This window comes from Pseudomonas sp. PK-RTE-24 (genome assembly GCF_054052265.1).
Genome location: NZ_CM133224.1, coordinates 1,334,435 through 1,357,192, shown reverse-complemented (window position 1 = coordinate 1,357,192; position 22,758 = coordinate 1,334,435). Strand labels below are relative to the sequence as shown.

Annotated in this window: 7 protein-coding genes; 2 read left to right on the top strand and 5 right to left on the bottom strand. The window is 61.1% G+C overall.

The genetic code is table 11. The features are described 5' to 3' along the window. Positions 1-4: 4 nt before the first annotated feature. From ACV8MC_RS05890 to ACV8MC_RS05880, 3 genes are all read right to left on the bottom strand, one after another. The gene (locus ACV8MC_RS05890) at positions 5-934 is read right to left on the bottom strand and encodes a diiron oxygenase (protein ID WP_457264742.1); all 930 of its coding nucleotides are present in this window, start codon (positions 932-934) and stop codon (positions 5-7) included. Next, a complete protein-coding gene (locus ACV8MC_RS05885) occupies positions 931-1,707 on the bottom strand; it encodes a DUF3050 domain-containing protein (RefSeq protein WP_348970407.1) in 777 nt (258 codons plus the stop codon). Before ACV8MC_RS05885 ends, ACV8MC_RS05890 begins: the two co-directional genes overlap by 4 nt. Positions 1,708-2,407: 700 nt before the next feature. Beyond that, complete coding sequence (locus ACV8MC_RS05880) at positions 2,408-3,118, bottom strand: GntR family transcriptional regulator (RefSeq protein ID WP_056786898.1); 711 nt, start codon at positions 3,116-3,118, stop codon at positions 2,408-2,410. 196 nt (positions 3,119-3,314) lie between these two features. On the opposite strand from ACV8MC_RS05880, the gene lapG reads away from it, so the two are divergent. Continuing rightward, a complete protein-coding gene (gene lapG / locus ACV8MC_RS05875; protein ID WP_056786901.1) occupies positions 3,315-4,007 on the top strand; it encodes a cysteine protease LapG in 693 nt (230 codons plus the stop codon). Positions 4,008-4,021: 14 nt separating this feature from the next. Then, complete coding sequence (gene lapD, locus ACV8MC_RS05870; RefSeq protein WP_056786903.1) at positions 4,022-5,968, top strand: cyclic di-GMP receptor LapD; 1,947 nt, start codon at positions 4,022-4,024, stop codon at positions 5,966-5,968. A 209-nt stretch (positions 5,969-6,177) separates the two neighbouring features. Here the strand turns inward: lapD and ACV8MC_RS05865 are convergent, their stop codons facing one another. Further along, on the bottom strand, positions 6,178-6,516 hold the full coding sequence (locus ACV8MC_RS05865; RefSeq protein WP_016772279.1) for a hypothetical protein: 339 nt from the start codon (positions 6,514-6,516) through the stop codon (positions 6,178-6,180). Between the two features lie 149 nt (positions 6,517-6,665). Beyond that, positions 6,666-22,604, bottom strand: coding sequence for a LapA family giant adhesin (locus ACV8MC_RS05860; RefSeq protein WP_457264739.1), 15,939 nt, complete (start codon positions 22,602-22,604; stop codon positions 6,666-6,668). Between the last annotated feature and the right edge of the window lie 154 nt (positions 22,605-22,758).

The window sequence follows — 22,758 nt, the reverse complement described above, 5'->3', positions numbered from 1 at the left end:
CTCCTCAAACCAGATAGTCGCGCAGCGCGTGCTGCACGCACGGTGTGGCGAGCAGCGAGCTGTTGTGGAAAAACCTGACGATGTTGCCCACCAACGGGTGGTGGCGGTTGATCGGGAAGGCCAGTCCGGCGATTTCCTCGCGCAGTGAGCACCGCGTGGTTTCGCTGACCGGCAGCGCATCGATCAGGCGCAAATCGAAGGATTTCTGGATATCATTGGTCAGGTAATGGCCGATGAACACCGGCAGAATCTGAGCGATGGTTTCGCGATCCGCGTCGCTGGCGGTGTGCCAATAGATGCGCACCATGCGCGCCCAGAAACTCGAGTGGCGACCCTCGTCGAGCAAGTGGTCGGCCATCAGGCCCTTGATTGATGGCTTGACCGAATCGTCGCGGGCGAACGCCGCGACATCACCGGTCACGGTGTTTTCGGCGATCGCCACGCAGATCAATTCCACCGCGCTGCGCAGGTGTTCCGGCGCCAGCGCAACAGCGGCGGGAATCGCCCGGCTCAGTTCGATTTCATCGGGCAACGGAATCGGTTCGATACCGGTCAGTGCCACCGTTTGCTGCATGAAATCCATGGCCACCAGCGCGTGGTAATCCTCATCGACCACCACGGTCATCGCGTCGTAACGACAGGCGAACGGGAATGCCACGGCGAAGCGATTCTTGGCAATGCTGCGGGCGGTCTTGTCGACGATTTCAGTCTCGAAAATCACTACGTCGTTTATGAATTTGTACAACGTCTGCACCAGGGCGAAATCACGTTGTTGCGGGCATTCACGCAGGAAGGTTTCGCTGAGCACCAGCGGCTGGCGGCTGAGTGGATAGATCAAGCGCTGATCGTCTTCGAGCAACCGCCGTGGACGGGTGCGGATGGTCGCGCGGCTTTCCCAGGCCTCGGCGAAGGATTGATAGTCGGCAGCGTTCATTGGGCCACCTCGGCAACTTTTGCGCCCATGCTCAAGCGCAGCCCGTCCCACAAGGCGATGCGGCTTTCCACGGCAGCGATGGCGCTGGCGTAAACCTCGGCTGCGCGCTGCGGATCGCCATCGACCAGACGCTCCAGCAACTGTTCGGCGGCGGGGCCATGGTCTTCGGAATCGACTTCGATATGCCGTTGCAGGTAGTAGCGGAAGGTCGGCGCCTGTTCGATGCCGATGCCCCAGTCATCGAGGATGCGCTGGAACATCGTCGGAATAACGCTCTCGCGACCGTGCAGGAACGCGGCGGCAACGCTGTGTCCCGGCGCCTCCAGGGCAATGCGCAAGGTATCGCGGACAAACTGTGCCGCCGCCGGGTCGACGTCGACGCTCTGCAACGCGACGTCATAACTCACGCCTTCCTGCTGCAGGGCGACAAAGCGCTCTACCGCCGTGGTGCTCGCGCCGATTTCGCGCATCGCATCCAGGTACAACTCGAAGTGGCTGTAATGGCCGGCATCGAGGCGATCGTCCGATTCCTCGCCCAGCACGATCTCGTTGATCAACCGAGCGGCGTGGGGATCGCGCGGCGGCAACCAGGGTAAACGCGTGCAGGTCAGTTCCTGTTGCAGGCGCTTGGTCAGCGACATGAAGTCCCATACGGCAAATACATGGGTTTCCATGAAACGGCGTAATACCGATAACGAAGTAATCTCGGAAAAGATCGGGTGAATACTCAGTTCGGCTTTCTTCAAGGCGAGTTGCTGCTTAGTAGGCATCATGATGTCCTTTATCAGTGATATGAAGTGCACGGTTCTTTTCAGTTGCTGTAAGCGGTCGAGCAAGTTGGATAGCAAATTAATCGGGCAAATATTGATTGCGCTGTGGCGCCGTTGCGGCGCCACGGTTGCTACATCTGCTGCGTAAGGTATGCCGCGCTGAACGGCGAAGTTCAAACCTGGCGAGAGAAAAACTAATACAGGGCAAATGCATTTAACAAGTTTATTTTCAATTATTTTAAGTTGGCTGTTTTTTGAATATGACAGTTGCCTATAAAACTTTCGGATCAAGTTTTATTTGGGCGTAGTTACTCCTTTCGGCTAATAACAGCCAAAATCGATAACAAGAGTGAATGCCTCACTCGAAGCAACTTTTTAAACAAGGGAAGTTTATGAATTCAAAGGGGGCGAAAGTTGGCCGGGACCGGCGCCATGACTTCCTGTTTCCCGTGACAAGGCTCCTTCCGTAGGTTCCTGTTGCGGGGACTGTGCCGTCAGGGCGGCGCGTCCCCGTTCTGTAGGGGTGGCGCTGGAAGAGTGCGGGTAAATTGCCGTCAGGGCTATTACCGATTGGTCATCGGCGGGCAGCAGAAACGCGTCGGCAGGGTCGGGGCGGTCGCCAGCGGGCACGCCGATCCGCTGCCAGACCCGGCAGCAGAGCGGTCGCGAAGATTTGTAAGGGGATTATTCGACGTACGAGATATCAGCGTGCGGTGTGGCGCTTCTGTGCGGCGGGAGTCGCGAGGTAGCGGGTGATGACCTCGACGCCACGGTTGAGGTGCTGCTCCAGCATTTCGAGCGAGCGCGGGATGTCCCGCTCGATCACGGCCTGGAGCATGGCGCGATGGTCATCCTGGGACAGCTTGCCCAGGCCCATGGCTTCCAGATTGAAACGCAGAAAACGTTCTTCTTCATTCAGACCGTCTTCCACCAGACGCAGCAGTCGCTGATTGGGCGCCTTGCTGTACAGGGCCATGTGGAACAGACGGTTGAGGCGGCCGATCTCGTTGTAGTCGTGCTGCGCTTCCAGTTCTTCGATGTAGCCGGCGGCGAGTTGATGCTCGGCCTCAGTCAGCAGCGGAATGGACTGCCGCAATGCCTCGGATTCGAGCAAAATGCGCAACTCGTAGGTTTCAGCGGCATCGCCCTGGATCAGCGGTGCGACTACGGCGCCTTTGTGCGTGGTGACGCTGAGCAGCTCCTGCGCTTCGAGCTGACGCAAGGCTTCGCGCACCGGCATGCGACTGACCCCGAACAGATCGGCCAGATCCTGCTGGCGCAGCGCAGTGCCACAGGGCAGGCGGCCATCGAGAATAGCCGAGCGCAGGGTTTCTTCAATCACCGACCGGGCCAGATGCGCAGGAATCGGTCCTTCGACTTTGATGCTGTGCAGCGGTTTGGGCTTCTGAGTCACGACAACACACCCTGTAGGTCGCAATATTTGGATCCAAATGACACTAGTGATTGCTCTACAGGTTGTCAAACCTTGTAAAACGTTGCGCGGCAATCTCAAGTCTAGCGTGTCTTCGATGATCTCACGGTGCCATTGTTTTTTGCCGGGCTAAGCTTCACCATCAAACGCTTTCTATCTGTCCTTCTGGAAACCTGCAGTGGCGGTACGTTTCGCGATCCCTCGGACCTTGCGCTGGCTTGGCTGCGCATTGCTGCTGGCCGGCGTCATGCTGGGCGGTCTGCACGCCGATTGGGATTTTTCCGCGATCAGCCGCAAGGCCACTGCTCTTTATGGGCCACTGGGCGCCGGGCAGCAGCGCATCGATGCCTGGCAGAATCTGCTGGCGACGCAGAAGCAGGCCAGTGAGATGGACAAGCTCAAAGTGGTGAACCTGTTCTTCAACAAGCAGGTGCGTTACGTCGAAGACATCGATCTGTGGCGCGAAGTGGATTACTGGGAAACCCCGATCGAAGCGCTGTGGAAGGGCGCCGGCGACTGCGAAGACTACGCCATCGCCAAGTATTTCAGCCTGCGCCATCTCGGCGTTTCCAGTGACAAGCTGCGCATCACCTACGTCAAGGCGCTGCGGCAGAACCGCGCGCACATGGTGTTGACGTACTATGCGACCCCCGATGCCATGCCGCTGGTGCTCGACAGCCTGATCGATCCGATCCAGCCGGCGGCGCAGCGAACCGATTTGCTGCCGGTCTACTCTTTCAATGCCGAAGGTTTGTATCTGCCGGGCGCCAAGGGCAATAAGAAGGTCGGCGACACCAAACGCCTGTCGCGCTGGCAGGATGTGCTGAAAAAAATGCAGGCCGAAGGTTTTCCGGTCGAGACGACTAACTAGGAGCACGCGCTCAGATGTCTTTGTTCAAACAGCTGTTGATCGCTATCTGTCTGTTCCTGGTCGTGGCCTTCACCGGCAGCTTCATGGTCAGCCTGGAGAGCTCGCGCACCCAGTACGTCAACCAGTTGCGCTCCCACGCACAGGACGCGGCGACGGCGCTGGCATTGTCGCTGACGCCGAATATCGACGATCCGGCGATGGTCGAGCTGCTGGTCAGTTCGATTTTCGACAGCGGTTATTACGCGAGCATCCGCGTGGTCGACGTGAAGACCGAGCAGACCATTGTCGAGCGCAGCGGTACCCCGGCGGTGAGCAATGTGCCGGACTGGTTCGTCAAACTGATCGGCCTCGAGCCGGCCGGTGGCGATGCGCTGGTCAGCCGTGGCTGGGAGCAGGCGGCGCGGGTCGAGGTGGTCAGCCATCCGATGTTCGCCGTGGCCAAGCTATGGCAGAGCGCACTGGGCAGCCTTGGCTGGTTGCTGATCTGCGGTGCATTGAGTGCGGTGCTCGGCGCGCTGTTGCTGCGTCGGCAGTTGAAGCCCCTCGATTACATGGTTCAGCAGTCCCATGCGATTGCCCGCCGCGAGTTTCTCAGCCTGCCGGATCTGCCGCGCACGCCTGAATTGCGTCGCGTGGTGCAGGCGATGAATCAAATGGTCGAGAAGCTCAAGACGCTGTTTCAGGAGCAGGCCGAGCGCAGTGAAAAACTGCGTACCGAGTCCTATCAGGACAACCTCACCGGCTTGGCCAACCGTCGTTATTTCGAGATGCAACTGAACAACCGTGTGAGCAACCCGGAGCAGGCCAGTTCCGGTTATTTGCTGCTGTTGCGGGTCAAGGATCTGGCCGGGCTCAACCAGCGTCTCGGCGGCCAGCGTACCGACCAATTGCTCAAGGCTGTCGGTGAGCAACTGACCCGCGAGTGCGCCAGATATCCACAAACCCAGGACTTGGTCACGCGTATTCGCGGCGGTGAATTCGCCGTGCTGGCGCCGGGGCTGGTGCGTGAGGAAGCGCTGCAACTGGCGCAGAATCTCGACAATGCATTGAGCAGCCTGCATGCCACTGGCGCGACCGATGTGCCGGCGGTGGCTTCGATCGGGCTGGCGCCCTTCGCTCACGGCGACTCCCCGCAAGCGGTGCTGACACTGGGCGATCAGGCACTCGCGCAGGCCGAAGGGCAGGGCGAGCAGAATTGGGCGTGCATCGATCAGAGTCTGGTGGCGGAGGTCGGTGACGACCATCACGCTTGGCATCGACTGCTGGATCAGGCTTTGAGTCAGCAGCGTTTCGAGTTGTATTTCCAACCGGTGGTCGCCGCGCAGGACACGCAACTGGTGCTGCATTACAAGGTCCTGTCGCGCCTGCTCGACGAGCAGGGCCAGACCATTCCCGCCGGGCGCTTTCTGCCGTGGCTGGAGCGCTTCGGCTGGACCGCGCGGCTTGACCGGCTGATGCTCGAACGCGTGCTCGAGCAGATGAAGGGGCACGAGGATTCGCTGGCGCTGAACCTGTCCTCGGCGACGCTGGCCGACCCGCAGGCGCTGAACAAGGTCTTCGAGATTCTGCGCGCGCATTCCAATCTCGGCGCGCGTCTGACTCTGGAAATCGGCGAGGAGCAATTGCCTGAACAGGCGGTGCTGGAGCAGTTGACCCGACGCCTGCGCGAGCTCGGTTTCTCGCTGAGCCTGCAACGCTTCGGCGGGCGCTTCAGCATGATCGGCAACCTGGCGCGGTTGGGTCTGGCGTATTTGAAGATCGATGGCAGCTACATTCGGGCGATCGATCAGGAGAGCGACAAGCGCCTGTTCATCGAAGCGATCCAGCGCGCGGCGCACAGCATCGATCTGCCGCTGATTGCCGAGCGGGTCGAGACTGAAGGGGAGTTGTCAGTGATTCGCGAGATGGGCTTGTATGGCGTGCAGGGGCAGTTGCTCGGTGAGCCGAAGCCTTGGGGGTGAGCCAATAAGCGCCCTCACCCTAACCCTCTCCCAGAGGGAGAGGGGACTGACCGTGGGATATTTACGAGATACGCCGACGTGCAAGAGCTCCACTGAATCCAAAATCGACTCGATCGCTCAGGTCGATGGATAGCGCAAGACACCTCGATCGGCCCCCTCTCCCTCAGGGAGAGGGCTGGGGTGAGGGTAAGCTTTGGATCCTGGGAGGATCAGATCAACCCACCCTCATCCTCATCGATCAACTGGCTCAACCCGCCCAACGCTTCACGTGCCTGGGTGCGGTCCATCAGTTTGGCCTGGGCCGCCGCTGGCAGGTCAGTGACGCGGATCACGCCTTTCTGGGTCAGCACCTGAATCAGGTCGTCGAGTACCCGAATCATTTCAAAGTCGCTCTGCTTGAGCTGTTTGAGGCTGTTTTCCACGGCTTCGTTGGCGTACCACGCCTGAATCTCATGGTTATCGGCGGGCAGCGTTTCCGTGGCCTCGGCGTACGCCGCAGCTTCCACGCGAATCAACTGGCCTTGCGCATCGCGTTGCACGTAAAACATTGAGCATCCCTCACAAATGAACAGCGTCATGCTGTCAGCAGCATAGCCAACTGCGCGCCAGTATGCGGGGCGCCGATCAAATCGTCACCGCTACATTGCCCGCAAACGCGACGGCCGCCTCACAAGAGGCGGCCGTTGTTGTTTCAGCCTCAGCTGTTGTTGTGATCGACCTTGATGGTCGGATCGCTGCCGGCAATCAGGTTGTGCAGGTTGGCGCTCGCCCAATTGTTGCCTTCCAGTTTGATCGTCACGTCCGGCGTGGCCGCAGCGGCATCGCCCGAGTTGAATTTGCCCGCCGAGCTGACTTGCAGCGACGACGTGCCATCCACTGTGGTGATCTTCAGGAAGTTGTCGATCGTGCTGCCGGTCTCGCCCTGCAACAGGTCGCGCAGGTCGATGCGGTCGCCTTCGCTGGCTTTGAAATCCTTGATCACATCGCTACCGGTGTCGCCCGATTTCCAGACGAAGGTGTCGCCACCGGAACCGCCGATGAGGATGTCGTTGCCCTGACCGCCGATCAGCGTGTCGTTGCCGGTGCCGCCGAGCAGGATGTCATTGCCTTTGCCGCCGTCGAGCAGGTCGTTGCCGCCCGAGCCGAACAGGATGTCATTGCCTGCGCCACCGAGCAGCGTGTCGTTGCCGTCGTGCGCGCCGGACACATCGAACGCCTGATAGTGCTCGGTGATGTACTGGTGCACGTTGCTGGTGGTGACTTTGCTGACGTCGACGCCGGTTTCTTTGGCGACGAACGCCTGCATCGCCTGGTAACCCTCGCCGGCAATGCCGTTGAAGCTGACCAGATCGCCGAACAGGATGTCGTTGCCTTCGCCACCGTTGACGGTGTCGTTACCCGGCATCGTCGCTTCGGTATGGCCGATGATCGAGTTGGCCAGATCCTTCGGATCGATGTTGGTTTGCGGCGTTTTGTCCGAATCGTACGGCTTGAGGTCGTTGAGGCTGACGTCGTTGTTCAGACCAATGGCTTCGACGCTCGACAACCCGCTCAACAAGGCAAAGCCGCTGGTCGAGTTGCTGGTCGTCGACGAGTTGGTGCTGTTGCCGGTACCCGCGAGGTTCGACAATTCATAAGTACCGTCGCCCTGCGCATGAATCGTGCCCAGGGTCTCGCTGCTCCAGCCCCACCACGAGTTGTAGGTTTGCAGCACAACGCTGCCGGCACTGTTGATGGTCAGGTAGTGCGAGTTGTCGATGTAGGTGCTGAACGTGTCGCCCTGCTTGTAGTTGCTGGTGTTTACCACGCTGTCGAGTTTCACGTTGCCATACAGCGTCGGGTTGGTCTGCTCGCCGGTCTGGTAGTAAGTCGGCTGGCCATCGGTGATGAAGTACGTGAGGTTCTTCGCCCCGGTGTTGGCCACTGCGTCGGCGCTCTGGAACCAGTTGGCCGTGGTCTTGAACACGTCCTCATAGTTGGTACCGCCGCCAGAGCCCATCGAGTTGAGTACGGCTTTGAGCATCGTCAGCGCGTTCGGGTCGTTGAGATTCACCGACACCGATTTGTTGACCTGGGTATCGAAGTCCACCAGGAATATGTTCACCGTGCCCGAGTTGCTGCCGCCCAGGCTTTGCTTGAGGCTGTTGAACACCGAGGTCAGCGAGTCTTTCGCGGCGTTCAGCGACGAAGTGCTCATGCTGCCCGAGCTGTCGACCATAAACGCAATGTTGTAGTTGGTGCCCGGCACCACGGTCAGGCCGCCGATGTCAGCGACGATGATGTCGTTGGCGTCGGTGCCGATGACGTTGTCATCACCCGAGGTGGCGGTGACCGCGTTGTACACCGCAGGCACTACCGTGACCGGAATGGTCGCGGTGCTGCTCGCGGAGCCACCGACCTGTTCGGTGGACGTCGAGGTCACGGTCAGGTTGAACTGGCCGTTGTAGTAGGTCGGCGGAGTCACGGTCAGAGAGCCGAGGTTCCAGCCGGTGACGTTGGCTTCGCCATTGCTCGCGGTAACGGTGAAGGTATGCCCCGCTCCATCGCTGAGCACCGAACCGACCGGTGCACCGCTGATCTTCACGCTCAGGGTTTCCGAGCCGTCGGTGTCGGTCAGCGCGGTGCTGATTGCCGACAGTTTCAACGTGGTGCCTTCAGCGCCGGTGTTGAGCTTGTAGCCGTCGTAATAACCTTCGCCGTTGGTGCCGTGCAGATCGGAGACGGTCACGCCCGAGTTGATCAGATCCTGCACACCGGTGTAGATCGGCACGCCGGCGTTGCTCAGATCGATTGGCGTGCCGCCGTTGACCGACAGGTTGACGTCGTAACTGCCCGGGCCGCTCTGGTTGTGGTGATAGATGTCGAGGGTGTAATAACCGCTGGTGGTCGGGGTGAACGAACCATTGATCGCACCGCCCGCGCCCCAGGTACCCGACGCCACGTTCTTGCCGCCGATGGTGATCAGCAGGCTGTCATCGGCCACGCCGCTGAAGCTGTAGGTCTTGCCGGCTTCCAGGTAGATCAGGCCAGAGGTCTTCGACGCCGTACCGGCGGCGACACTGCCGTCAGACTGCACGTTGGTGACGTTGCCGCTGGAGTTCGGTTTGCCGGCGGCATCGATGACGTTTTTCAGGGTGGTCGAGTTAGCGCCGCTGCCGTCAGTGCCCAGGCCCGACAGACCGGTCCAGACTTCCTTGATCAGGCCAGTGGATTTCACGCTGTTGTCAGCCACGGCTACGGTCGGCGCATCCGCCACTGGCGTGATGTCGATCTTCACCGTGCCGGTGCTGCCCAGAGCTTGGCCATCGGTAGGCTGGAACTTGATCTGTGCGTAGTCCGCCTGATTGTTGCCCAGACCGGTGCCGCCGTAACCGTTGGTGCCCGACTCGTTGGCATCCGGCAGGAAGCGCAGCTTGCCGGCGTCGATGTCGGCCTTGCTGAAGGTCTGGTTGTTGGCAACATCCTTCCAGGTCGAGCCGTCCAGATACTGCAGTTTGCCCTCGCCCGGCAGCTGCGTGATCTTGATGCCGAGGCTGCTCGCCGGGCTGTCGACATCGCTGACGCCAAAGGTCGACCAGCCGAGTACCAGCGGCGTGTCTTCGGTGCCGGTGACATTGTTTGGCGCAGCGACCGGTGCATCGTTGACCGCCACCACGTTGACTGTGGTCGTCGCGGTGTTGGAGTAATTGCCGCCATCAGTCACCGTCACAGTGATGACCCGTGGCACGGTGCTCGGGTTTTCGCTGCTGTTGGTGAAGCTGATGTTCTTGATGGCCTGCATGTAGTCGGCCAGGGTCGCGTTACCCGAGAGGGTCAGGGTCACCGTGCCGTTGGTGCTGTTGGCATTGATGGTGATGCCGTTGACGCTGTTGCCCAGATTCAGCGCATCGCCGTCCTGACGGTTGGTCAGTACCACAGTGGCGCCGGTCAGCATCGTGCTGTCCGGGTCGGTGATGCTGATGTCGGTGTCAGCGATCGACACGCCGGCGCCCGGGGTGTTCTCGGTGAACGTCACTTTGTAATCGGCACCGGTCGCACCGCTGGAGTTGTTGGCATCCAGATCCAGCACCGGTGGCGCATCGTTGTCGATGATCGAGGTGCTGACGCTGCCATTGGTGCTGCTGACCGCGAGGTTCTCGAAGTTGCCGCCGGTAGCCGAATCGATCTTGACCACGAAGTTCTCGGTGCCTTCGGTGATCTTGTCATCGAGGGTGACGACGTTGAACTGCGCGCTGCTGGCGCCCGCCGGGATCTTCACGGTGTACACGCCGGTGAAGTCCGAACCGTCGGCAGCAGTGCCGCTGTAGACGATTTTCAGGGTCACTTCGGTCTGCGCCGGGTGATTGAGGCTGACGGTATAGCTGGCGGTCTGGCCTTCGGTCACCGAGCTGCTGCCAGTGATGCTGACGGTGGTGGTGTCGACGGTGTCGGTGACGCTGGTCACCGCTGGCGTGGTGCTCGATACCAGTTTTTCGAAGTTGCCACCGGTGGCGCTGCTGATGGTCGCCTGCACGGTGCCGGCGTCTTTGTAGACGTCGTCAGCTGGCGCTGGAACGTTCACGGTGCCGGTGGTTTCGCCCGCTTTGATGGTGATCACGGCACCGTTCGACAGGGTCACGGTCACTGGCGAGCCAGCGGCGTTGGTCAGGGTCGCGGTGTAAGTGATCTGGCCACCTTCGGCCACCGAGTTACTGGCGCTGAGCGACAGATTGGTGGTGTCGACGGTGTCGGTCACGGTGGTGCTGACCGGAGTCTTGTCGGCGACGAGGTTTTCGAAATTGCCGCCGCTGACGTTGGTAATCGAGTTGGTCAGCGGAGCGTTGCCGGTCAACGCATCGTTCGGTGCGACGGCAGTTACGGTGCCGGTAGTCTGGCCGACCGCGATGGTGATGTTCTGGCCGTTGGCCAAAGTGACCACCACTGGCGAACCGGTGACTGGCGCGCCGACGGTCGCGGTGTAGACGACGTTGCCGCCTTCTGCCGCTGTGGCGGTTGCGCTCAGTTTTACGGTGGTGGTATCGATGGTGTCGGTGACGCTGGTCACTGCTGGCGTGGTGCTCGGTACCAGGTTTTCGAAGTTGCCACCGGTAGCTTTGCTGATGGTCGCCTGCACGGAGCCGGCGTCTTTATAGACGTCATCGGAAGGTGCCGGAACGGTCACATTACCGCTGGTTTCGCCAGCCTTGATGGTGATCACAGCGCCATTCGACAGGGTCACGGTTACAGGCGAGCCTGCGGCGTTGGTCAGGGTCGCGGTGTACGTGATCTGGCCACCTTCGGCCACCGAGTTGGTGGCGCTGAGCGACAGATTTGTAGTGTCGGTAACGTCGGTGACAGAAGTCGAAACCGGAGTTTTGTCGGCGACTAGATCTTCGAAGTTGCCGCCGGTTACGCCAGTGATCGAGTTGGTGATCGGAGCGTTGCCAGTCAGCGCATCGTTCGCAGCAACAGCGGTTGCGGTGCCAGTGGTCTGGCCGACGCCGATGGTGATGGTCTGGCCGTTGGCCAGAGTCACGACGACAGGCGAACCGGTTACCGGCGCGCCGACGGTGGCGGTGTAAGTCACGGTGCCGCCTTCAGCCACCGAAGTATCGGCGGTCAGTTTGACGGTCGACGTGTCGATGGTGTCAGTGACTGTCGTCACCGCTGGAGCAGTGCTCGGAACGAGGTTCTCGAAATTGCCGCCGGTGGCACTGGTGATCGTCGCCTGCACGGAGCCGGCGTCTTTGTAGACGTCATCGGACGGTGCCGGAACGGTCACATTACCGCTGGTTTCGCCAGCCTTGATGGTGATCACAGCACCGTTCGACAGGGTCACGGTCACTGGCGAGCCAGCGGCGTTGGTCAGCGTAGCGGTGTAAACGATCGAGCCACCTTCAGCCACAGAACCGGTCGCCGAGAGCGACAGGTTGGTGGTGTCGGTAACGTCCGTGACAGAAGTCGAAACTGGAGTTTTGTCTGCAACCAGATCTTCGAAATTGCCGCCAGTTACGCCTGTGATCGAGTTGGTGATCGGGGCGTTGCCGGTCAGCGCATCGTTCGCAGCAACAGCAGTTGCAGTGCCAGTAGTCTGGCCGACGCCAATGGTGATGGTCTGGCCGTTGGCCAATGTCACGACGACAGGAGAACCGGTAACTGGCGCACCGACGGTTGCGGTGTAAGTCACGGTGCCGCCTTCAGCCACCGAAGTATCAGCCGTCAGTTTGACGGTCGAAGTATCGATGGTGTCAGTGACCTGAGTGATCGCTGGAGTGGTGCTCGGCACGAGATTTTCGAAGTTACCACCGGTGGCACTGGTGATCGTCGCCTGGACGGAACCGGCGTCTTTGTAGACGTCATCGGACGGTGCAGGAACGGTTGCGGTGCCGGTGGTTTCACCAGCCTTGATGGTGATCACGGCGCCGTTCGACAAGGTCACGGTCACTGGCGAGCCAGCGGCGTTGGTCAAGGTCGCGGTGTAGGTGATCTGGCCACCTTCAGCCACCGAGTTGCTGGCGCTGAGCGACAGATTGGTGGTGTCGTTGACATCCGTAACAGTGGTCGAAACCGGTGTTTTATCCGCCACCAGATCTTCGAAGTTGCCGCCGGTTACGCCAGTGATGGAGTTGGTGATCGGCGCGTTGCCGGTCAGCGCATCGTTCGCAGCAACAGCGGTTGCAGTGCCAGTAGTCTGACCGACGCCAATGGTGATGGTCTGGCCGTTGGCCAATGTCACGACGACAGGAGAACCGGTAACTGGCGCACCGACGGTTGCGGTGTAAGTCACGGTGCCGCCTTCAGCCACCGAAGTATCAGCCGTCAGTTTGACGGTCGAAGTATCGATGGTGTCAGTGACCTGAGTGATCGCTGGAGTGGTGCTCGGCACGAGATTTTCGAAGTTACCACCGGTGGCACTGGTGATCGTCGCCTGGACGGAACCGGCGTCTTTGTAGACGTCATCGGACGGTGCAGGAACGGTTGCGGTGCCGGTGGTTTCACCAGCCTTGATGGTGATCACGGCGCCGTTCGACAAGGTCACGGTCACTGGCGAGCCAGCGGCGTTGGTCAAGGTCGCGGTGTAGGTGATCTGGCCACCTTCAGCCACCGAGTTGCTGGCGCTGAGCGACAGATTGGTGGTGTCGTTAACATCCGTAACAGTGGTCGAAACCGGTGTTTTGTCCGCCACCAGTTCTTCGAAGTTGCCGCCGCTCACGCCTGTGATCGAGTTGGTGATCGGCGCGTTGCCGGTCAGCGCATCGTTCGGAGCAACAGTGGTTGCGGTGCCAGTGGTCTGGCCGACGCCGATGGTGATGGTCTGGCCATTGGCCAGAGTCACGACCACAGGCGAGCCGGTGACCGGAGCACCCACAGTGGCGGTGTAGGTGACCGTGCCGCCTTCAGCCACCGAGGTATCGGCGGTCAATTTGACGGTCGAGGTATCGATGGTGTCGGTGACAGTCGTCACGGCCGGAGCTGTACTCGGTACCAGATTCTCGAAGTTGCCACCGGTAGCGCTAGTGATCGTTGCCTGGACGGAACCGGCGTCTTTGTAAACGTCGTCGGACGGTGCAGGAACAGTTGCGGTGCCGGTGGTTTCGCCAGCCTTGATGGTGATCACGGCGCCGTTCGACAGGGTCACGGTCACTGGCGAGCCAGCGGCGTTGGTCAGGGTCGCGGTGTAGGTGATCTGGCCACCTTCGGCCACCGAGTTGGTGGCGCTCAAAGACAGATTGGTGGTGTCGACGGTGTCGGTCACGGTGGTGCTGACCGGGGTCTTGTCGGCGACGAGATTCTCGAAATTGCCGCCGCTGACGTTGGTGATGGCGTTGGTGATCGGGGCGTTGCCGGTCAGCGCATCGTTCGCAGCAACAGCGGTTGCAGTGCCAGTAGTCTGGCCGACACCGATGGTGATGGTCTGGCCGTTGGCCAGAGTTACCACAACTGGCGAGCCGGTGACCGGAGCGCCGACTGTGGCGGTGTAGGTCACGGTGCCGCCTTCAGCCACCGAAGTGTCGGCGGTCAGTTTGACTGTCGAGGTATCGATGGTGTCGGTGACAGCCGTCACGGCCGGAGCTGTGCTCGGTACCAGATTCTCGAAGTTGCCACCGGTAGCGCTAGTGATCGTTGCCTGGACGGAACCGGCATCTTTGTAGACGTCATCGGACGGTGCCGGAACGGTCACATTACCGCTGGTTTCGCCAGCCTTGATGGTGATCACAGCACCGTTCGACAGGGTCACGGTCACTGGCGAGCCAGCGGCGTTGGTCAGCGTAGCGGTGTAAACGATCGAGCCACCTTCGGCCACGGAACCGGTCGCACTCAGCGACAGGTTGGTGGTGTCGGTAACGTCCGTGACAGAAGTCGAAACTGGAGTTTTGTCTGCAACCAGATCTTCGAAATTGCCGCCAGTTACGCCTGTGATCGAGTTGGTGATCGGGGCGTTGCCGGTCAGCGCATCGTTCGCAGCAACAGCAGTTGCAGTGCCAGTAGTCTGGCCAATGCCGATGGTGATGGTCTGACCGTTGGCCAGAGTTACCACAACTGGCGAGCCGGTGACCGGAGCGCCGACTGTGGCGGTGTAAGTCACGGTGCCGCCTTCAGCGACCGAAGTATCGGCGGTCAGTTTGACGGTCGAGGTATCGATGGTGTCGGTGACTGTCGTCACGGCCGGAGCAGTGCTTGGTACCAGGTTTTCGAAGTTGCCGCCGGTGGCGCTGGTGATCGTCGCCTGGACGGAACCGGCGTCTTTGTAAACGTCATCGGACGGTGCCGCAACGGTCACATTGCCGGTGGTTTCGCCTGCTTTGATGGTGATGACAGCGCCGTTCGACAAGGTCACGGTCACTGGCGAGCCAGCGGCGTTGGTCAGCGTAGCGGTGTAAACGATCGAGCCACCTTCAGCCACAGAACCGGTCGCCGAGAGCGACAGGTTGGTGGTGTCGGTAACGTCCGTGACAGAAGTTGAAACTGGAGTTTTGTCTGCAACCAGATCTTCGAAATTGCCGCCAGTTACGCCAGTGATCGAGTTGGTGATCGGGGCGTTGCCGGCCAACGCATCGTTCGCAGCAACAGCGGTTGCGGTGCCGGTAGTCTGGCCGACGCCGATGGTGATGGTCTGGCCGTTGGCCAGAGTCACGACCACAGGCGAGCCGGTGACTGGCGCGCCGACGGTGGCGGTGTAAGTCACGGTGCCGCCTTCAGCCACCGAAGTATCGGCGGTCAGTTTGACGGTCGAAGTGTCGATGGTATCGGTGACATTGGTCACCGCTGGAACCGCGCTTGGCACCAGGTTCTCGAAGTTGCCGCCGGTCGCACCCTCGATGGTCACTTCGACTTTGCCGGCATCTTTATAGACGTCATCTTTCGGTGCGTCGACGGTCACGGTGCCGGTGGTTTTGCCTGCATCGATAGTGATCGTGGCGCCGTTCGACAGGGTCACGGTGACCGGTGTGCCGGCCGGGTTGGTCAGGGTTGCGGTGTAGGTGATCTGGCCGCCTTCGGCGACCGAGTCGCTGGCGCTCAGGTTCAGATTGGTGGTGTCGGTAGTGTCGGAAACCACGGTGTCTGCGGACTTGCCGTCGACCACCAGTTTTTCGTAATTGCCACCCGTGGCGTCATCAATGGTCACGCTCAACGAGCTGCCGCCCGCCAGCGGGCTGTTCGGCGCGACGTAGTTGACGCTGCCGGTGGTTTCGCCAACGGCGATGGTGATGGTCTGGCCGTTGGACAGGCTGACGGTGACCGGCGAACCGGTCACTGGCGCGCCCACCGTGGCGGTGTAGACCACGGTTTCGCCTTCAGCGACGTTCGCAGTGGCGCTCAGCGACACGGTGGTGGTGTCGATGGTGTCGTTGACCGTAGTCACCGCCGGCGCTGTGCTGGCGACGAGGTTTTCGAAGTTGCCGCCGGTTGCGCTCTGGATGGTCGCTTCAACGCTGCCGGCGTCTTTGTAGACGTCGTCTTTCGGTGCATCGACGGTCACGGTGCCGGTGGTTTTGCCGGCCTCGATGAGGATAGTCGCACCGTTCGACAGGGTCACGGTGACCGGTGTGCCGGCGGCGTTGCTCAAAGTCGCGGTGTAGGTAATCTGGCCGCCTTCGTTCACCGCGCCGGTCGCGCTGAGCGACAGGTTGGTGGTGTCGACGGTGTCGGTCACGGTGGTGCTGACCGGGGTCTGGTCGGCGACAAGATTTTCGAAATTACCGCCGCTGACGTTGGTGATCGAGTTGGTCAGCGGCGCGTGGCCGGCGAGGACGTCGTTCGGCGCGGTGGTGCTCACGCTGCCGCTGGTCTTGCCGACTTCGATAGTGATGTTCTGACCATTGGCCAGGGTCACGACCACAGGCGAACCGGTGACCGGCGCCCCAACCGTGGCGGTGTAGGTGACAGTACCGCCTTCGGCCGCGGTTTCGGTCGCGGTCAGTTTGACCGTCGAGGTGTCGACGGTGTCGGTGACATCGGTGACCGCTGGCGTGGTGCTTGGCACCAGGTTTTCGAAGTTGCCGCCGGTGGCGTCCTTGATCGTGACTTCAACTTTGCCAGCGTCTTTATAGACGTCGTCGGCAGGTGCCGGAACGGTGACGGTGCCGCTGGTTTTGCCGGCCTCGATGGTGATCACCGCGCCGTTGCTCAGGCTCACGGTCACTGGCGTGCCGGCCGGGTTGCTCAGGGTTGCGGTGTAGACAATCGAACCGCCCTCGGCCACGGAGCCGGTCGCGGACAGCGACAGGTTGGTGGTGTCGGCGACGTCGGTTACCGAGGTCACCGCCGGGGTTTGGTCGGCGACGAGATTTTCGTAATTGCCACCACTGGCGCCGTCGATTTTCACGCTCAGGGTGTTGCCGCCGGCCTGTGCATCGTTCGGCGCGGTGAAGTTGACGCTGGCGCTGCTGGCGCCGACCGGAATGGTGATGGTCTGGCCGTTGGACAGGGTCACCAGCACTGGCGAACCGGTGACCGGTGCGGTCACGGACGCGGTGTAGACAACCACGCCGCCTTCCACCGCACTGGCGCTGGCGGTCAGCGCAACGGTGCTGTTGTCGATGGTGTCGGTGACATCAGTTACCGCAGGCGTCTTGTCGATCACCAGATTTTCAAAGTTGCCGCCGCTGGTCTTGGTGATGCTCGCATCGACCTTGCCGGCGTCCTTGTACACGTCATCGGCGGGGGCGGCGACGGTTGCGCTGCCGGTGCTCGCGCCTTTGGCAATGTTGATCACCGCGCCGTTGCTCAGGGTCACGCTCATGGCGGTGCCGGCCGGATTGCTCAGGGTGGCGGTGTAGACGATCGAGCCGCCCTCGGCAACGCTGCCGGTGGCGCTCAGGCTGATGTTGGTGGTGTCGACGGCGTCGGTGACTTTGGTCACCACAGCCGAACGATCGGCCTCGACGCGCTCGAAATTGCCGCCGCTGTGGCTGGCGATCGCCGTCCGCACGTTGCTGCCATCGATGTACGGCGTATTGGCGGGCGCCGGGAAATTCACCGAGCCGCTGGTAGCACCGGCCGCGATGTTGATCACCGCGCCGTTGGCCAGGGTCACCGTCATCGCAGTGCCGGCCGGGTTGCTCAGGGTCGCGGTGTAGGTGATCTGGCCACCTTCGCTGACGGTATCGCTGGCGGTCAGGGTCAGTGCGGTTGTGTCGACGGTGTCGTTGACCGTGGTGCTGACCGGAGTCTTGCTGACGTCGAGTTTCTCGAAGTTGCCACCGCTGGCGTCGGTCATGGTTACGGTGAGCTTGCTGACGTCCTTGTAGACGTCATCGCTCGGTGCGGCAATCGTCACCGAACCGCTGGTCTTGCCGGCTTCGATGGTGATGGTCTGGCCGTTGCTCAGGTTGACGGTTACCGGCGTTTGCGCGGCGTTGGTCAACGTTGCGGTGTAAGTGATCGAAGAGCCTTCGAGCACATAGCTTTCTGCGCTGAGGGTCAGGTGCGTGGTGTTGACCGTGTCGGCAACGTTGGTCACCGCAGGCGTAGTGCTCGGCACCAGATTTTCGAAGTTGCCGCCGGTGGCGTCCTTGATGGTGACTTCGACTTTGCCGGCGTCTTTGTAGACGTCATCGGCAGGTGCCGGAACGGTCACGGTGCCGGTGGTCTTGCCGGCTTCAATGGTGATGACCGAACCGTTGCTCAGGTTAACGGTGACCGGCGTACCGGCCGGGTTGCTCAGCGTCGCGGTGTAGGTGATCTGCCCGCCTTCATTGACGTTGCCGGTGGCAGTCAGCGCGACGCTGGTGGTGTCGACGGTGTCGGTCACGGTGGTGCTGACCGGGGTCTTGTCGGCGACCAGATTTTCGAAGTTGCCGCCGCTGACGTTGGTGATCGAGTTGGTCAGCGGTGCGTGACCGATCTGCACGTCATTCGATACCGGGGCGGTGACGCTACCGGTGGTCTGGCCCACGGCGATGGTGATGCTCTGGCCGTTGGCTAGGGTCACGACAACAGGCGAGCCGGTGACGGGCGCGCCGACAGTGGCGGTGTAGGTGACGGTGCCGCCTTCGGCTACCGAAGTGTCGGCGGTCAATTTGACCGTCGAGGTATCGATGGTGTCGGTGACTTGAGTGACCGCTGGCGTGGTGCTCGGAACGAGGTTCTCGAAATTGCCGCCGGTGGCACTGGTGATGGTTGCCTGCACGGAGCCGGAGTCTTTGTAAACGTCGTCGGACGGAGCCGGGAAGGTCACATTACCGCTGGTTTCGCCTGCCTTGATGGTGATGACGGCGCCGTTCGACAAGGTCACGGTCACTGGCGAGCCAGCAGCATTGGTCAAGGTGGCGGTGTAAGTGATCTGGCCGCCTTCAGCCACGGAAGCGGTCGCGCTCAGCGACAGATTGGTGGTGTCGGCAACGTCGGTGACGGTGGTCGAAACTGGAGTTTTGTCCGCCACCAGATTTTCGTAGTTGCCACCGCTTACGCCAGTGATCGAATTGGTCAGCGGAGCGTTGCCGGTCAAGGCATCGTTCGGTGCGGTGTAGGTGATGGAGCCAGTGGTCTGGCCGACGGCAATGGTGATGTTCTGGCCGTTGGCCAACGTCACGACCACAGGCGAGCCGGTGACTGGCGCGCCGACGGTGGCGGTGTAAGTTACGGTGCCGCCTTCGGCAACCGAGGTGTCTGCGCTCAGCTTCACCGTCGAGGTATCGACGGTGTCAGTGATTTCGGTCACTGCCGGCGTAGCGTTCGGCACCAGATTTTCGAAATTGCCGCCGGTGGCGTCCTTGATGCTGACTTCGACCTGGCCGGCGTCCTTGTAGACGTCATCGGCAGGCGCTGGAACGGTAACGGTGCCGGTGGTTTTGCCGGCATCAATGGTGATCACCGAGCCGTTGCTCAGGGTCACGGTTACCGGTGTGCCGGCCGGATTCGTCAGCGTGGCGGTGTAGGTGATCTGGCCACCCTCGGCCACGGAACCGGTGGCGCTGAGGCTCAGGCCAGTGTCATCCACCGAATCGGTAATCGTGGTGACCGCAGGCGTGTTGCTTGGCACCAGATTTTCGAAATTGCCACCGGTTGCACCAGTGATCGTGGTGCTGACGGTGCCGCCATTGTTGTAGACGTCGTTGGCTGCAGTCGGCACGTTGACGGTGCCGACGGTTTCGCCCGCAGCAATGGTGATGGTCGAACCGTTCGACAGAGTGACGGTTACCGGGGTTTGCGCCGGGTTGGTCAGTGTCGCGGTGTAAGTGATCTGACCGCCTTCAACGATGTTGTTGGTCGCGGTCAGAGTCAGGCCAGTGTCATCGACCGAGTCGGTGATGGTGGTCACGGCTGGTGTGGTGTTTGGCACCAGATTTTCGAAATTGCCACCGGTAGCGCCAGTGATCGTGGTGCTGACGGTGCTGCCATTGTTGTAGACGTCATTGGCCGCAGTCGGCACGTTGACGGTGCCCACGGTTTCGCCAGCCGCAATGGTGATGGTCGAACCGTTCGACAGAGTGACGGTTACCGGCGTCTGCGCTGGATTGGTCAGTGTCGCGGTGTAAGTGATCTGACCGCCTTCAACGATGTTATTGGTCGCAGTCAGGGTCAGGCCGGTGTTGTCGACCGAATCGGTGATCGTCGTGACCGCAGGCGTGTCGCTTGGCACCAGGTTTTCAAAGTTGCCGCCGGTAGCGCCAGTGATCGTGGTGCTGACGGTGCCGCCATTGTTGTAGACGTCGTTGGCCGCAGTCGGCACGTTGACGGTGCCGACGGTTTCGCCGGCTGCAATGGTGATGGTCGAACCGTTCGACAGGGTGACAGTTACCGGGGTTTGCGCCGGGTTGGTCAATGTCGCGGTGTAAGTGATCTGACCGCCTTCAACGATGTTGTTGGTCGCGGTCAGGGTCAGGCCAGTGTCATCGACCGAGTCGGTGATGGTGGTCACGGCTGGTGTGGTGTTTGGCACCAGATTTTCGAAATTGCCACCGGTGGAGCCAGTTATCGTGGTGCTGACGGTGCTGCCATTGTTGTAAACGTCATTGGCCGCCGTCGGCACGTTGACGGTGCCGACGGTTTCGCCAGCCGCGATGGTAATGGTCGAACCGTTGGACAGAGTGACGGTTACCGGGGTTTGCGCCGGGTTGGTCAGGGTCGCGGTGTAAGTGATCTGACCGCCTTCAACGATGTTATTGGTCGCAGTCAGGGTCAGGCCGGTGTTGTCGACCGAATCGGTGATCGTCGTGACCGCAGGCGTGTTGCTTGGCACCAGGTTTTCAAAGTTGCCGCCGGTAGCGCCAGTGATCGTGGTGCTGACGGTGCCGCCATTGTTGTAGACGTCGTTGACCGCAGTCGGCACGTTGACGGTGCCAACGGTTTCGCCAGCCGCAATGGTGATGGTCGAACCGTTCGACAGAGTGACGGTTACCGGGGTTTGTGCCGGATTGGTCAGTGTCGCGGTGTAAGTGATCTGACCGCCTTCAACGATGTTATTGGTCGCAGTCAGGGTCAGGCCGGTGTTGTCGACCGAATCGGTGATCGTCGTGACCGCAGGCGTGTTGCTTGGCACCAGGTTTTCAAAGTTGCCGCCGGTAGCGCCAGTGATCGTGGTGCTGACGGTGCCGCCATTGTTGTAGACGTCGTTGACCGCAGTCGGCACGTTGACGGTGCCCACGGTTTCGCCTGCCGCAATGGTGATGGTCGAACCGTTGGACAGGGTGACGGTAACCGGCGTCTGCGCCGGGTTGGTCAGTGTCGCGGTGTAAGTGATCTGACCGCCTTCAACAATGTTGTTGGTCGCAGTCAGGGTCAGGCCGGTGTTGTCGACCGAATCTGTGATGGTGGTAACGGCTGGTGTGGTGTTCGGCACCAGGTTTTCGAAGTTGCCACCGGTAGCGCCAGTGATCGTGGTGCTGACGGTGCCGCCATTGTTGTAGACGTCGTTGGCCGCAGTCGGCACGTTGACGGTGCCCACGGTTTCGCCAGCAGCAATGGTGATGGTCGAACCGTTGGACAGGGTGACGGTTACCGGCGTTTGCGCTGGATTAGTCAGTGTCGCTGTGTAGGTGATCTGGCCGCCTTCGACGATGTTGTTGGTCGCGGTCAGCGTGAGGCCGGTGTTATCAACCGAGTCTGTGATGGTGGTAACGGCTGGTGTCGGGTTCGGCACCAGATTTTCGAAGTTGCCGCCGGTAGCCCCGGTGATCGTGGTCGTAACGGTGCTGCCATTGTTGTAAACGTCATTGGCTGGGGTCGGCACGTTGACGGTGCCGGTAGTCTGGCCAGCGCCAATGGTAATGGTCGAGCCATTCGACAGCGTGACGGTGACCGGAGTTTGCGCCGGGTTAGTCAGCGTCGCGGTGTAGGTAATCTGGCCGCCTTCGGTCACGCTCGAACCAGCCGTCAACGTGACGGTAGTGGTGTCGACGGTGTCGGTGACTTGCGTGGTCGCCGGGATAGTCGGCGGGGTCACGGTGATGCCGTTGCCGCCGCTGGTGCCAGTGACGGTCACGTCGATCTGGGTCGGGTCGTTGTAGACCGTGTCGTTCGGTGCCAGCGGCACGTTGACGGTGCCGGTGGTGGCGCCGGCGGGAATGACGATGACTGCGCCGTTGGACAGGGTGATAGTCAGGTCGGTCAGCGGCGCCTGGGTCAGGGTCGCGGTGTACACCAGCACGCCGCCGGCTTCGGTGATGGTCGGCGTGGCGCTGAGGCTCAGGGTCGAGTCACGCTGTGCGTTGGTGGTGGTGTCGGTGGTCAGGCCGCCCGTGGTGTCCTGCGCGACTTGCCCGGCAGAATTGATGCCCGCCGTGGGGAAGCCAATGGTCGGATCTACGCGGCCAGCGGTGGCGTCGAGCATGACGAAGCTGTGACCGCCACCGGCAGCACCACCGGTACCTGCGGCGGTCGGGCCGGCCGCGGTGGATTCGAGTGCGGTGGTCGGGTCGACACCGGCGGCGATGGCTTGCTGCAGTTCTTCTACAGAAGGCGCAGCCTGCGCCGTGGCTTCGGCCAGGTCAGTGCTGGAGTCAGGCGAGCTGGCGCTCCACTGGGTGTCACGGCCCAGATCGAGCATGCGGCCATCGGCCAGTTCCAGCGACACCGCGCCGGACAGACCGGTATCGATCTGGTCGCCGACATACAGGCGATCGCCTTCAACGAGTACGCGACGCACGCCCTCTGGGGACACCACGAAAACCTGACCGACAATGCTTTTGACGACGGCAACAACACTGCTCATTGAAGACTCTCCGGGGTGTCACATTCAGTTGACTTCCATGGACCTGACGGGCGTCGGCGCCACTTCAGTCTGGACGTACTTTCTATAAATGGATAACTTATTGACGCTGTATTTCCGTCAATAATCTGGCTATAAATTATCGCGATTAACTTTA

Bases quoted from the DNA above. Each gene is read 5' to 3' on its own strand.
- ACV8MC_RS05860 (WP_457264739.1), bottom strand. From the start codon at position 22,604: ATGAGCAGTGTTGTTGCCGTCGTCAAAAGCATTGTCGGTCAGGTTTTC.
- ACV8MC_RS05865 (WP_016772279.1), bottom strand. From the start codon at position 6,516: ATGTTTTACGTGCAACGCGATGCGCAAGGCCAGTTGATTCGCGTGGAA.
- ACV8MC_RS05890 (WP_457264742.1), bottom strand. From the start codon at position 934: ATGAACGCTGCCGACTATCAATCCTTCGCCGAGGCCTGGGAAAGCCGC.
- lapD (WP_056786903.1), top strand. From the start codon at position 4,022: ATGTCTTTGTTCAAACAGCTGTTGATCGCTATCTGTCTGTTCCTGGTC.
- ACV8MC_RS05885 (WP_348970407.1), bottom strand. From the start codon at position 1,707: ATGATGCCTACTAAGCAGCAACTCGCCTTGAAGAAAGCCGAACTGAGT.